This is a genomic window from Amycolatopsis sp. NPDC004772 (assembly GCF_053601215.1).
The window spans coordinates 1-13136 of the sequence record NZ_JBSGBK010000061.1; the positions used below are offsets into that span (position 1 = coordinate 1).

Genomic DNA, 13136 nt, shown 5'->3' on the forward strand with positions numbered 1-13136 from the left:
AGCGGGTTCTAACCCGCTTTACCACTCACGACCCGCAGCCCGAGCTTCCCGGCCAGCCGGCCGATCCACGCCTCGACTTCCTCCGGCGAGCGGTCGGGGAGGCCGAAGATCGTCTCGGTGACGCCGAGGGAATCCAGGTGTGCCAGGCGTTCCGGGTCCGGCCGCTCGCCGAGCGCGCAGATCCGCGGAGCGCCTTCCCGGCCTTCGGCGTGCCAGATCTCCTTCAGCAGGGCCACGTGCCCGTCGAGGTCGGAGTCGGCCGGCGTGGTGAGCCAGCCGTCGGCGTGGCGGGCGATCCAGCGGAACGTCTTCTCGGTCGGGCCCGCGCCGAGCAGCACCGGGATGTGCGCCTGGACCGGTTTCGGCCACGCCCAGCTCGGCCCGAAGGAGACGAACTCCCCGTCGTAGGCGGCCTCCTCCTGCGTCCACAGTGCACTCATCGCCTCGAGGTACTCGCGCAGCGCGGTGCGGCGGCGGTTCCCGGGCACGCCGTGGTCGGTCAGCTCGTCGACGTTCCAGCCGAACCCGGCGCCGAGCGTGACGCGGCCGCCGGAGAGGTGGTCGAGGCTGGCGATCGTCTTGGCGAGCGTGATCGGGTCGCTCTCGACCGGCAGCGCCACCGCCGTGGACAACCGGATGCGCGACGTGACCGAGGCCGCCGTCGCCAGCGCGACCCACGGGTCGAGCGTCCGGCTGTAGCGGTCGTCGGGCAGCGACGCGTCGCCGGTGCGCGGGTGCGGTGACTCGCGCTTCACCGGGATGTGGGTGTGCTCGGGGACGTAGAAGGTCGAGAACCCCGCGGCTTCCGCGGCGCGCGCCGCGGCCGCCGGGGTGATCCCCCGGTCGCTGGTGAACAGCACGATTCCGTAGTCCACCCGCGGAGCGTATTAGAACGTGTTTCAGTTTTCAAGGTGGGCAGTCCACGAGGTGAGCACGGCCGCCGCCACGGGGAGCATGGGGGGTGGAGGTGCAGGGTGAACGCATTGTTCTATTGTGGACGGTCGCGGCCGGTGTCCCAGATCGTGGACGCCCGGGCGGGTGGGATGGCCAGCCGGGTGCCGGATCCACTATCCTCGGTTACGGGCCGAGAGGCGCTGCAACGGACCGCGGGGTCCGCCACGCTCGACCCGCTCCACCGCACCAAGGGCGCCTCCCGGACGAGGGAGGGCGCCGATGAGTCAAGATCCCACCAGCCGGCTGCGTGAGCTGCTGAGCAGCCGTGTGGCGGTCCTCGACGGTGCCTGGGGCACCATGCTGCAGGGCGCCGGGCTCACCCCGGCCGACTACCGCGGCGACCGCTTCGGCGAGCACACCCACGACGTCACCGGCGACCCCGACCTGCTGAACCTCACCCGCCCGGACGTCATCCTCGACGTCCACCGCCAATACCTGGCCGCGGGCGCGGACATCACCACGACCAACACCTTCACCGCCACCGGCATCGGCCAGGCCGACTACGGGATGCAGGCCTACGTCCACGAGATGAACGTCCGCGGCGCGCAACTGGCCCGCCAGGCGGCCGACGAAGCGGGCGGCCGGTTCGTCGCGGGCTCGATCGGCCCGCTCAACGTCACCCTCAGCCTGTCGCCGAAGGTCGACGACCCGGCGTACCGGGCGGTCACGTTCGAGCAGGTCAAGGCCACCTACGCCGAGCAGATCGCCGGGCTCGCCGAAGGCGGCGTCGACGTGCTGCTCATCGAGACGATCTTCGACACGCTGAACTGCAAGGCCGCGGTCGCCGCCGCGCGCGAGGTCGCGCCGCACCTGCCGCTGTGGATCTCGGTCACCATCGTCGACCTGAGCGGGCGGACGCTGTCGGGGCAGACCGTCGAGGCGTTCTGGAGCTCGATCGAACACGCGAAACCGCTGGTCGTCGGCGTCAACTGCGCGCTCGGCGCCCAGGAGGCGCGCCCGCACGTCGAGGAACTCTCACGGCTCGCCGACACCTACGTCGCCTGCCACCCGAACGCCGGCCTGCCGAACGCGTTCGGCGGCTACGACGAGACGCCCGAGCAGACCGCCGGGCTGCTCGGCGGGTTCGCCCGCGACGGCCTGGTCAACCTGGTCGGCGGCTGTTGCGGCACGACCCCGGCGCACATCGCGAAGATCGCCGAAGCGGCGAAGAGCATCGGCCCGCGGGTGATCCCGGCGCCGCGCACCCACACGCGTTTCAGCGGCCTCGAACCGTTCGGCATCGGCGCCGACACCGGGTTCGTGATGATCGGCGAGCGCACCAACGTCACCGGCTCCAAGCGGTTCCGGCGGCTCATCGAATCCGGCGACCACCAGGGCGCGGTCGACGTCGCCCTCGAACAGGTCCGCGGCGGCGCCAACCTGCTCGACGTCAACATGGACGCCGACCTGCTCGAATCCGAGCAGGCGATGACGACGTTCCTCAACCTCATCGCCACCGAGCCCGAGGTGGCCCGGATCCCGGTGATGGTCGACAGCTCCAAGTGGAGCGTGCTCGAAGCCGGCCTGCGCTGCCTGCAGGGCAAAGGCGTGGTCAACTCGATCAGCCTCAAGGAGGGCGAGGAGCCGTTCCTGGCCCAGGCCCGCACGATCCGCGACTACGGCGCCGGCGTCGTCGTGATGGCCTTCGACGAGCAGGGCCAGGCCGACACCGCCGACCGCAAGGTGGAGATCTGCGCCCGCGCGTACGACCTGCTCACCAAGGAAGCCGGCTTCGCGGGCGAGGACATCATCTTCGACCCGAACGTCCTCGCGGTCGCCACCGGCATCGCCGAGCACAACGGCTACGCGAAGGCGTTCATCGACGCGCTGCCCCGGATCAAGGAACGCTGTCCCGGCGTCCACATCTCCGGCGGCATCTCGAACCTGTCGTTCTCCTTCCGCGGCAACGACGTCGTCCGCGAGGCGATGCACTCGGCGTTCCTCTTCCACGCCATGCAGGTCGGCCTGGACATGGGCATCGTCAACGCCGGCCAGCTCGCCGTCTACGAGGACATCCCCAAGGACCTCCTGGAACTGGTCGAGGACGTGCTCTTCGACCGCCGCGAAGACGCCACCGACCGGCTCGTCGCCTTCGCCGAGAACGTCAAGGGCAGCGGCACCAAGCGCGTCGTCGACCTCTCCTGGCGCGAAGGCCCGGTCGGCGCCCGCCTGTCCCACGCCCTGGTCCACGGCATCGTCGACTACATCGAGGAAGACACCGAAGAGGCGCGGCAGCAGCTGCCCCGGCCCCTCGACGTCATCGAGGGCCCGCTGATGGACGGCATGAAGATCGTCGGCGACCTGTTCGGCTCCGGCAAGATGTTCCTGCCGCAGGTGGTCAAGAGCGCGCGCGTGATGAAGCGGTCGGTCGCCTACCTCGAGCCGTTCATGGAGGCGGAGAAGGAGCAGGCGCGCCGGGAAGGCCGGCTCGCCTCCAGCGGTGGCCAGGGCAAGATCGTGCTCGCCACGGTCAAGGGCGACGTCCACGACATCGGCAAGAACATCGTCGGCGTCGTCCTCGGCTGCAACAACTACGAGGTGATCGACCTCGGCGTGATGGTGCCGGCGGGCAAGATCCTCGACACCGCGGTCACCGAAGGCGCCGACGCCGTCGGGCTGTCCGGGCTGATCACGCCGTCGCTGGACGAGATGGTCGCCGTGGCCACCGAGATGCAGCGGCGCGGGCTGAAGATGCCGCTGCTCATCGGCGGCGCGACGACGTCCAAGCAGCACACCGCGGTGAAGATCGCCCCGGCCTACGACAACGCGACGGTGCACGTCCTCGACGCCTCGCGCGTGGTCGGCGTCGTCTCCGACCTGCTCGACCCGGACCGCTCGATCGCGCTGACCGCGAAGAACCGGGCCGACCAGGAAGTGCTGCGCGAGCAGCACGCGAGCAAGCAGCGCCGCCCGATGCTCACCCTGGAGCAGGCCCGCGCGAACCCCGAGAAGGTGGCTTTCGACGGCCTGCCGACCCCGGCGTTCACCGGCCTGCGCGTGGTCGAGCCGAGCATCGCCGAACTGCGCGAGATGGTCGACTGGCAGTTCCTGTTCCTGGCCTGGGAACTCAAGGGCAAGTACCCGGCCATCCTCGAGCAGCCGGTCGCGCGCGAGCTGTTCGACGACGCGAACACGCTGCTGGACCAGATCATCGCCGAAGGCAGCTTCACAGCGAAGGGCGCGTACGCGTTCTGGCCGGCGCACAGCGAGGGCGACGACATCCTGCTCGAGGGCGACTACGCGCACGTCAAGTTCCCGATGCTGCGGCAGCAGACGGCCAAGCCCGAGGACCGCGCGAACCGCTGCCTGGCCGACTACATCGCCCCGATCGGCGACCACCTCGGTGGCTTCGCGGTGGCGATCCACGGCGCCGAGGCGCTGGCCGCGCGTTACGAGGCCGAGCAGGACGACTACCGCGCGATCATGGTCAAGGCGCTGGCCGACCGCCTCGCCGAGGCGTTCGCCGAGCACATCCACCTGCGCGCCCGCCGCGACTGGTTCGAGCCGGACGCGCAGCCGAAGCTGGAGGACCTGCACGCGGAGCGCTTCCGCGGCATCCGCCCGGCGCTCGGCTACCCGGCCAGCCCCGACCACAGCCAGAAGCGCGAGCTGTTCGAGCTGCTGGAAGCGGACGGGCTGGGGATGGCCCTGACGGAGTCGTTCGCGATGACCCCGGCGGCGAGCGTGTCCGGGCTGATCTTCGCCCACCCGGACTCCCGCTACTTCACCGTCGGCCGCCTCGGCCGCGACCAGGTCGAGGACTACGCCCGCCGCAAGGCGGTCGAGGTCGCCGAGGTCGAGCAGTGGCTCCGCCCCAACCTGGCCTACGACCCCGAGGCGTAGTCCGGCAGCTCGATGTCCGTGGCGAACTTGTCGGTCGCCTTGAGCATCAGGCCCAGGAGGAAGCGGGACTTGAAGGTCCAGTCCCGCAGCTTGATCCGCAGCGGCGACGGCGGCGCCAGGAACGGGCCGGCGCTGCCGCGCTGCGAGACCTTCGCGTAGTCCCGCATCAGCTCCTCGTAGCGGGCGAACGCGACCCGGTGGTCACCGTCGGCGGCGCGCAGCTCGCCGGCCAGCACGTAGGCGCCGACGACCGCCAGGCCGGTGCCGAAGCCGCCCAGGGTGTTGCCGTACGCCGCGTCGCCGAGCAGCACGACCCGGCCGCGGGTGTAGCCGTCGATCGTCACCCGGCTGAGCGAGTCCAGGTAGAACTCGCGGGCCTGCGGGATCCGGGCCATCAGCTCCGGCACCCGCCAGCCCGCGCCCCGGTAGGCGTCCATCAGCAGCTCCCGCTGCTGGTCGGTGTCGGTGCGGTCGTAGTCGAGCTGGGGGGGAGGCGAACACGAAGAACGCCGACGCCTTCGGGCCGCCGACCGTGGCCATCCGGCCCGGCTCGTTGTACATCTGCGCGTCGCCGCCGCCGAGCTCCTCGCCGAGCTCGGCCAGCGCGTAGTGGTAACCGAGGTACTGCACGTAGCCGCGCTCCGGGCCGAACGCGAGCCGCCGGACGTTCGAATGGATGCCGTCGGCGCCGACGACCAGGTCGAACCGGCGCGGCTCCGCCCGGGCGAAGGTGACGTCGACGCCGCCGGTGGTCTCGGTCAGCGACGTGACGGTGTCGCCGAAGAGGTATTCGCAGTCCGTGTGGGTGTACAGGATTTCCGACAGCTCGCCGCGGCGGATCTCGATGTCGCCGCCGGTGAACTCGCCGGGGATCACGGCCCGCGGCTTGCCGGTCGCGTCGACGATCGTCTGGTCCTGCCCGCCGGTCTGGCGGCGCAGGACCTCGTCGAGGAGGCCCATGCGGTCGAGCACGGCGCGGTGGGTGGCGCCCTTGAAGTCGACGGCCTGGCCGCCGGGCCGCAGCGCCGGGGCGCGTTCGACGACGGTCACGGTGCAGCCGAAGCGGGTCAGCCACCAGGCCAGCGCGGGGCCGGCGACGCTCGCGCCGGAGATCAGGACGGTGAGGTTCTTCATGCCGCCGAGCTTCGCCAGGGCCGCTTACCGGTCCCTGGCGAAGCGCTGACGGTGGCCTACTCGACGGCGCCGTTGTTCGTCAGCAGCGTCTGGTACCAAGCGTCGTACGGGTGGTTGGTCGCCGGGTAGTTCGCCAGGGGAGTGGTGGCCTGGCCCGCGGCGTCGAAGTCCCAGCCACGGACCAGCTTGCCCGCCTGCCGGGCCGAGGTGATGAACGCCGACTCCGTCGCGGGCGCGCCGTAGAACAGCGCACCCTGCTGCAGCTCGGCGCTGTCGCCCTTCTGGAACTCGTCGAAGGCGACCTGGCGGTAGCGGATCCGGTCACCGGCGACGCGGCCGGTGTCGGCGCGCAGCGTCTGCGCCGAGGTCGGGCCGTCCGCGCCGGTCCACACCGACACCGTGCGGCCGGCGCTGCTCGACGTCGCCTTGGCGAACCGCGCGTCGGACGTCTTGGCGTTGCCGGTCCACGCCACCGCGGTGCCCGCGAGCACACCGTCCCAGGCCCAGTTCTGGCTGTTGCTCTGGCTCTTGTGGATCTCCCGCAGGTGCGTCCCGTCGGTGAAGGCGACTGTCGGGAGGACGCCGTTGTCGTACTGGTGGCTGGCCTGCCAGGTGATCTCACCGTCCGCGCCGAGCTTGCCGACGTGGGACCAGAGCGTGGTCGCGCCCTGCGACTGGTGGACCTCGACGAGGTCGCCGTTGTCGTTGAGCGCGACGGCCGGCGTCTGCCCGCTGTCGTACTTGCCGTGCCGCAGCCAGGTGACCCGCCCGTCGGCGCCGTAGGTCCCGGTCCAGTACCAGAGCGCGCCGGCCCCGGAGTCGTGCACCTCGACGACCTGGCCGCGGCCGTTGAGGGCGACGGCCGGGTGGTAGCCGACGTCGCGCTGGTACTCGGTGCGGGAGCCGCCGTCGCCGGACAGCAGCGGGAGCACGCGCCCGCGCAGCGCGTCGACGTCCGGCTGCGCCGCCGGGTAGTCCTGCGCCCGCAGCAGCCGCGTGCCGAACACCGATTCGAGCTCCTGGTTCAGCGCGGTCAGGTTCCCCGCGGCGAACGAGGGGTTGTCGGTCAGGTCGTCCTTGAGGTCGAGCATGACGACGATCGGTGCGGCGGCCGGGTGCTGCGCGGACCAGGTGTTCACCACGGCCAGCCAGTCGCGGAGGTTGTTCGACGCCGGGTTGCCGCCGCTGTGGTCCACGAGGTTGCCGGGCGAGTCGTGCCCGACGGCGTAGTCGTGCGAAGTGGCGTAGCCGTTGTCGTGCACGTCGAGTTCGAGGAACCGCACGCCGTGGTCGAGCTGGTAGGCGAGGGAGTTCTTGGCGCCGTCGACGTTGCCCGAGTAGCTGTTGTGGGTCGCGCGGAAGACCGACGCGGGGAACGGCGGGCTCGCGGCGTGGGCCGTGGCGGGGAGCAAAAGAGTGGCGGCGGTGAGTGCGGCGGTGGCCAGTGCGGGCAGACGGCGCATCCTGGAGTCCTCACGTCGGCAACGGGGCGCGGCTTATCCTGGCGCCCGTGCGGTGGCGCTGTCTCGAATTCCGGGTGAACGGTCCCCGGTAATCTCGCCGGTATGGCGGCAGAACACGTGATCGTGACGTCCACGACGGACTCGGAAACCGCGGCCCGCGAGCTGGCCACCGAGGCGGTGGCCGCCCGGCTCGGGGCGTGCGCCCAGATCGTCGGCCCGATCACCAGCGTCTACCGGTGGGAGGGAGCCGTGCAGACCGATCAGGAGTGGCGGGTGGAAATCAAGACCACCGCCGAACGGGTGCCCGCGCTCACCGAACGCCTCCGGCAGCTGCACGGCTACGACCTGCCGGAGGTCGTCGCCACGCCGATCACCGGGGGCAGCGCCGAATACCTGGCGTGGCTGACCGAGGAGACCGCTGGCTAGATTCGGCGCATGGACCACGATGGACTCAGGCAGCGCTTCGCGACGCTGACCACCGCCCACCTCGCCGACGCGTGCATCCGCGCCGGGCTCCCGGTGCGGTGCGCACCGGCCCCGACCCGAGCCGTGGTGCCGGGCAGCCGGCTGTTCGGGCCGGCCGTTCCGGCCCGGCACGTCGGCAGCGTCGACGTCTTCCTCGAGGCGTTCGAGGACGCCCCCGGCGGCGGCGTCCTGGTGGTCGACAACGGCGGACGGCTCGACGAAAGCTGCGTCGGGGACCTCGTGGTGCTCGAGGCGCGCGCCGCCGGGCTGTCCGGGGTGGTGATCTGGGGCCTGCACCGCGACACCGCGGACATCCGCGCCATCGGGCTGCCGGTGTTCAGCCTCGGCTCGCTGCCCACCGGCCCGCTCAGCCTGGGGCCCCGCATCGACGGCGGGCTGGCCGAAGCGATCGTCGGCACGTGGCGGATCGGGCCGGCCGACCTCGTGCTCGGCGACGACGACGGGGTCCTTTTCGTCCCGCTCGCCCGTGCGGGTGAATTGTTCACCCTCGCCGAAGGAATCCGCGACACCGAACGGCGCCAGGCCGACCGCATCCGCGGCGGCGAACCGTTGCGGCAGCAGGTGCGGTTCGGTGACTTTCTTGCGGCGCGGGAAACGAATCCGGCGTTGACTTTCCGCGCCCATCTCCGGGCCGTGGGCGGCGCGATTGAAGAGTGAGCGCGAAAGTGTGATCACCCGCCTGATCGGGTATCCCGGGCCTGCAGCGGGCGCGGGAGGCGGAACCATGAACACGCTCATCGGCTTCGGCCGGGACATCGAATACCACTTCGCCCGGGGGCTGCGTGCCTACCTCGCCCGGGTCGCCCGGGCGGTCGGCGTCGGCTTCGAATCGTGTTCGCTCGACCTCGACGAGCCCGCCTCCGGGTACGTCGCCCTCGACCGCACGCTCCCCGACCTGCCGGGGCACGACCTCGCCCTGATCTGGGACGAGGTGCACGGCTGGTCGGCGGTCGTCGAGCCCGCGGGCGGCGGGGCGGCGAAACCGCTCGCCTACCTCGGCGGCCCCGAGGTGCTGCCCGCGCCGCGCGTGGTCGCCCGGTTCCTCGAGGTGCTGCGGGTCGCCGGGTCGCCCGCCGGGTCGTTCCGGCCGCCGGTGTTCCGGGCGGCCGGGCACCACGAGGAGCTCGTCGACTGGCTGCCGGTCACCGGTCCCGAAGGCCTGCTGCGGCCGAGCTCCCCGGCCTGGTGACCGGCGGCGATCCCGCGCTCGGCCGCCTAGGATGGGTGGGCACACCGCTTTCGGGGGCCCGGGTGGCGAAGCCCCCGGCTCGGGGCGAAGCCCCGGTTGTCACAGCCGTAACCGGAGTGAGGGACCACCGTGAGCAGCGCCGAGGAGCCCCGACCAGTCCGTGTCCTGCTCGTGGAGGACCACGACATGGTCGCCGAGGCCCTCCAGCAGGCCCTCGACCGCGCCGACGGGATCACCGTGGTCGGCCGGGCGCGGTCCCGGGCGGAGGCGGTGGCCGACGTCGCCGAGCACGCCCCCGACGTCGTGGTGCTGGACCGGCGGCTCGCCGACGGCGACGCCCTCGGCGTCCTCGCGCAGCTCGGCTCGGGCGGGGCGCGGGTGCTGGTGCTGACCGGCGACGCGACGCCCGCGATCGCCGTGCAGGTCGCCAAGGCGGGCGGTGCGGGGCTGCTGCTGAAGTCCTCCCAGCTCGGCGTGCTCGAATCCGCCGTGCGGGACGTCGCCGCCGGCGGGGTCGTCTTCGACCCGGAGCTGCTGCCCGGCGTCTTCGACCGGCTCACCGGCCGCGGCCGCGGCGGCGGCGCGGCGCTGACCGCGCGGGAACGCGAAACCCTCGACCTGCTCGCCGAAGGCGCGACCACCGACGAGATCGGGCGGCGGCTGGGCGTCTCCCGCAACACCACGCGCAACCACGTCCAGCGGGTGCTGGAGAAGCTCGGCGCGCGCTCGAAGCTCGAAGCGGTCGCGGTGGCCCGCCGAGAGGGCCTCATCGGCTGATGCAGCTGCACCAGCCGCGGGAGGGCTTTTGCATCTCGCGCCGCCCGGGCCGCTTCGCGAGGCTTACCGGGTGACCATCCCTGCCCCGCTCACCGCGGAGTGCGTGCTGACCGGCTCGGCCCCCGGGCTCGCGCTCGCCCGCCGGTTCACCCGGCTCGCCCTGTTGGCCTGGACCGACGGCCGCGCGGTCGACGACGCGCTGCTCGTCGTCACCGAGCTCGCGACGAACGCGCTGCGCCACGGCGTCGGCGACCCGGTCCTGCGGCTGAGCGTGGACGGCGCGGACGTCCGCATCGAGGTCTTCGACGACAGCCCGGCACCGCCGGTCCGGCGCCCGGCGGGAGCCGACGGCGGCTGGGGGCTCGTCCTGGTCGACCGCCTGTCCTCGGTGCGGGGAACCGAACGCCACGGCCGCGGGAAGGTGGTCTGGTGCGTCCTGCCCGCCTCGGCGGCCGAACTCGCGGGCTGAACCGGGTTCGTGGCCGTGCCGGGCGGGCGGTCATCCGGCAGAGTTGCCGCATGGACGACGACCGGTTCCGCCTCCTGGTGCAGGGAGTGCTGGACTACGGGATCTTCATGCTCGACACCGAGGGCCGGATCTCGACGTGGAACGCGGGGGCGGAGCGCATCACCGGGTACGCGGCGGAGGAGATCGCCGGGCGGCACTTCTCGGTCTTCCACCCGCCCGAGGACGTCGCGGCGGTCAAGCCCGCCCGGGAGCTGGAGGTCGCCGTCGCCGAGGGGCGGCTGGAGGACGAGGGGTGGCGGGTGCGCGAAGACGGCACCCGGTTCTGGGCGAACGTGGTGATCACGGCGTTGTACGACGAGCAGGGGCGGCTGCACGGGTTCGGGAAGGTCATCCGGGACTTGACCGAGCGCCGCGCGGCCGAGCTGGCGCTGCGGGAGAGCGAAGAACGGTTCCGCCTGCTCGTCCAGAGCGTCCAGGACTACGGCATCTTCATGCTGGACACCGGGGGGCACATCTCCAGCTGGAACGCCGGCGCCGAGCGGATCAAGGGGTACGCGGCCGAGGAGATCATCGGGCAGCACTTCTCGGTGTTCTACCCGGCCGAGGACGTGGCCGCCGGGAAACCGGCCTGGGAACTGGAGGCCGCCGTCGAGGAAGGGCGACTGGAGGACGAGGGGTGGCGGGTGCGCAAGGACGGCACCCGCTTCTGGGCGAACGTGGTGATCACGGCGTTGTACGACGAGCACGGCCGGCTGCACGGGTTCGGGAAGGTCACCCGCGACATGACCGAACGCCGCAACGCCGAGCAGGCCCTGCGTGAACGCCGCCGGCTGGTCGGACACCTCGTCGAGGCGCAGGAGGTGGAGCGGCGCCGGATCGCCTGGGACGTCCACGACGAGTCGATCCAGTCCATGGTGGCCGTCGGTATGCGCCTGCAGCTGCTGGCCTCCCGGCTGCCGGAACCGCACGCGAGCGCCGTCGGCGGCCTCGACGAGTCGGTCGCCGCCGCGATCGCGCGGCTGCGGGGCCTGGTCTCGCGGCTGCGGCCGCCGGAACTCGACCGGCACGGCCTGGTGGAGGCGGTCTCGGCCTACACCGACGAGGTCGCGGGCCGCTGGGGATTGGCGCACGAGGTGCGCGACGAGCTCACCGCCGAGCCGTCGCCCGAAGCGGCGATCACCGTGTACCGGATCTGCCAGGAGGCGCTCAGCAACGTCCGCAAGCACGCGCGCGCCACCCGGGTCGGCGTCACGCTGTCCACAGTGGACAACGGCACCCTGGTGCGGATCACCGACGACGGCGTCGGCACGGCCGGCGGCGATGCCGGCGCGGGCCACTTCGGGCTGGTCGAGATGCACGAACGCGCCGAAGCCGCGCACGGCTGGCTCTCGGTGGACAGCACGCCCGGCGAGGGCACCGTCATCGAGTTCTGGCTGCCCCTGCTGCCCGACGCGACGGAGCTCGAACCGTGACCGAGCTGCGCGTGCTGATCTCCGACGACGACGTGCTGATCCGGGACGTCCTCAAGGAAGTCCTGGACGCCGAGGACGGCATCGCCGTGGTCGCGGTGGCCGGCGACGCCGACGAGGCGATCCTGCTCGCCGAGCGGCACCGGCCCGCGGTCGCCGTCCTCGACGTCCGGATGCCGGGCGGCGGCGGGGCCCGGGCGGCCCGCGAGATCGTCCGGCGCAGCCCGGACACCGCCATCCTGGCCTTCTCCGCCTACGCCGACCGGGCCTCCATCGCCGGGCTGGCCGCGGCTGGCGTCACCGAGTACCTGGTGAAGGGCGCGCCGAACACGGCGATCGTCGAAGCCGTCCGGCGGCTGGGCGGTCAGGCGGCGGGGTGAGCGGTCAGGGCACCGGCCGGACGTTGGCGACGCAGTCGAAGTCGGTCGGCAGCAGCGTGAACAGCCGCCGCACCGCCCGCGAACGCCCGGCGTCCACGGTGAGGCGGGCGCCGGCGGAGTCGGCGAGCAGCTGGGCGCGCAGCAGCGAGTTGAGCCCGGCGACCGAGAAGAACGTGACCCCGGCCAGGTCGATGACGAGGTCGCCGAGGTCACCGCGGACCCGGTCCTGCAGGACTTCGTCGAGGCGGCGCGCGGTGCTCAGGTCGACTTCGCCGGTCACCTCGACGAGCAGGGTGCCGGCGCCGGGGGAGCGCACGCGCAGGGACATGTGGCCACCGGCGTGAAGCCAGTCGGCGTCGGTGAGCCGGTGGTCGGCCGAGCGTGGTTCCGGAACCATCGCGGCACCCTTTCGTCGGGCAGCGGGAGCGGACCGGACGTTGCGGGACGGGGATGCCGGACGGGGCAGCCTGCCGGCCCGGGCGCGGAACGTCCGGCAGCGGCTGACGGCTCAACCGTGAGCCATCAGCATAGTGCATCTGCACTAGGCGAACCATCGGGCCGCAACCGGATGGGCGGCGAACCGGTGGACAATGGACCAGACGGGTGAAGGAGGCCGGATGCCGACCACGGTCGTCAACCTGAAGGGACACCGGGACGACCCGGACTACGCCGACGTCGTCTACGTCGGGCGGGCGATGCACCGCGGCGGCTGGCACCTCGAGGCGTCGAAGCTGGCCAGCCCGTTCCGGCCCGGCCCGGACGGCACGCGCGAGGACGTCGTCGCCCGGTACCGCGAGTACCTGCTGTCCCGGCCGGACCTGCTGGAGCTGCTGCCCGGGCTGCGTGGTCGCCGCCTCGGGTGCTGGTGCGTTCCCGAACCGTGTCACGCCCAGGTGATCGCCGAGCTCGCGGATAACGGGCCGTAACAGAACGGACCCCCTGTGCGAGTAACCTGACACGAGGGGGTGATTG

Annotated in this window: 12 protein-coding genes and 1 pseudogene; 9 read left to right on the forward strand and 4 right to left on the reverse strand. The window is 72.2% G+C overall.

What is annotated here, in order from left to right; all coding sequences use genetic code 11:
- Positions 1-8: 8 nt before the first annotated feature.
- Positions 9-875: an LLM class F420-dependent oxidoreductase gene (locus tag ACWEF6_RS29550; RefSeq protein WP_449685923.1), complete on the reverse strand. Its 867-nt coding sequence runs from the start codon at positions 873-875 to the stop codon at positions 9-11.
- Positions 876-1173: 298 nt separating this feature from the next.
- Between ACWEF6_RS29550 and metH the strand changes: the two genes are divergently transcribed.
- Positions 1174-4797, forward strand: coding sequence for a methionine synthase (metH, locus tag ACWEF6_RS29555; protein WP_449685924.1), 3624 nt, complete (start codon positions 1174-1176; stop codon positions 4795-4797).
- On the opposite strand, the pseudogene ACWEF6_RS29560 reads toward metH, so the two are convergent.
- Both ACWEF6_RS29560 and ACWEF6_RS29565 read right to left on the reverse strand, forming a co-directional pair.
- Positions 4779-5931: pseudogene (locus ACWEF6_RS29560) on the reverse strand (FAD-dependent monooxygenase). The gene metH and the pseudogene ACWEF6_RS29560 overlap by 19 nt on opposite strands.
- A gap of 56 nt (positions 5932-5987) precedes the next feature.
- A complete protein-coding gene (locus tag ACWEF6_RS29565; protein ID WP_449685925.1) occupies positions 5988-7394 on the reverse strand; it encodes a hypothetical protein in 1407 nt (468 codons plus the stop codon).
- A 102-nt stretch (positions 7395-7496) separates the two neighbouring features.
- Between ACWEF6_RS29565 and cutA the strand changes: the two genes are divergently transcribed.
- The 7 genes from cutA (at position 7497) to ACWEF6_RS29600 (ending at position 12164) form a co-directional block, all read left to right on the forward strand.
- Positions 7497-7820 (forward strand): divalent-cation tolerance protein CutA, encoded by a 324-nt coding sequence (cutA, locus tag ACWEF6_RS29570; protein ID WP_310973173.1) that lies wholly within the window; start codon positions 7497-7499, stop codon positions 7818-7820.
- Positions 7821-7829: 9 nt separating this feature from the next.
- The gene (locus ACWEF6_RS29575) at positions 7830-8537 is read left to right on the forward strand and encodes an RraA family protein (protein WP_449675644.1); all 708 of its coding nucleotides are present in this window, start codon (positions 7830-7832) and stop codon (positions 8535-8537) included.
- Positions 8538-8604: 67 nt separating this feature from the next.
- Positions 8605-9069, forward strand: a complete 465-nt coding sequence (locus ACWEF6_RS29580) for a DUF6292 family protein (protein ID WP_310973171.1) — start codon at positions 8605-8607, stop codon at positions 9067-9069.
- A gap of 129 nt (positions 9070-9198) precedes the next feature.
- On the forward strand, positions 9199-9846 hold the full coding sequence (locus ACWEF6_RS29585; RefSeq protein WP_449685926.1) for a response regulator transcription factor: 648 nt from the start codon (positions 9199-9201) through the stop codon (positions 9844-9846).
- Between the two features lie 70 nt (positions 9847-9916).
- Positions 9917-10315 (forward strand): ATP-binding protein, encoded by a 399-nt coding sequence (locus tag ACWEF6_RS29590; RefSeq protein ID WP_449685927.1) that lies wholly within the window; start codon positions 9917-9919, stop codon positions 10313-10315.
- Positions 10316-10365: 50 nt separating this feature from the next.
- The gene (locus ACWEF6_RS29595; RefSeq protein ID WP_449685928.1) at positions 10366-11787 is read left to right on the forward strand and encodes a PAS domain-containing sensor histidine kinase; all 1422 of its coding nucleotides are present in this window, start codon (positions 10366-10368) and stop codon (positions 11785-11787) included.
- Positions 11784-12164, forward strand: coding sequence for a response regulator (locus ACWEF6_RS29600; protein ID WP_310973167.1), 381 nt, complete (start codon positions 11784-11786; stop codon positions 12162-12164). Before ACWEF6_RS29595 ends, ACWEF6_RS29600 begins: the two co-directional genes overlap by 4 nt.
- 4 nt (positions 12165-12168) lie before the next feature.
- On the opposite strand, the gene ACWEF6_RS29605 is transcribed toward ACWEF6_RS29600, so the two are convergent.
- Positions 12169-12561, reverse strand: coding sequence for an STAS domain-containing protein (locus tag ACWEF6_RS29605; RefSeq protein WP_449685929.1), 393 nt, complete (start codon positions 12559-12561; stop codon positions 12169-12171).
- A 220-nt stretch (positions 12562-12781) separates the two neighbouring features.
- Between ACWEF6_RS29605 and ACWEF6_RS29610 the strand changes: the two genes are divergently transcribed.
- Positions 12782-13090, forward strand: coding sequence for a DUF4326 domain-containing protein (locus tag ACWEF6_RS29610; RefSeq protein WP_449685930.1), 309 nt, complete (start codon positions 12782-12784; stop codon positions 13088-13090).
- Positions 13091-13136 lie beyond the last annotated feature (46 nt).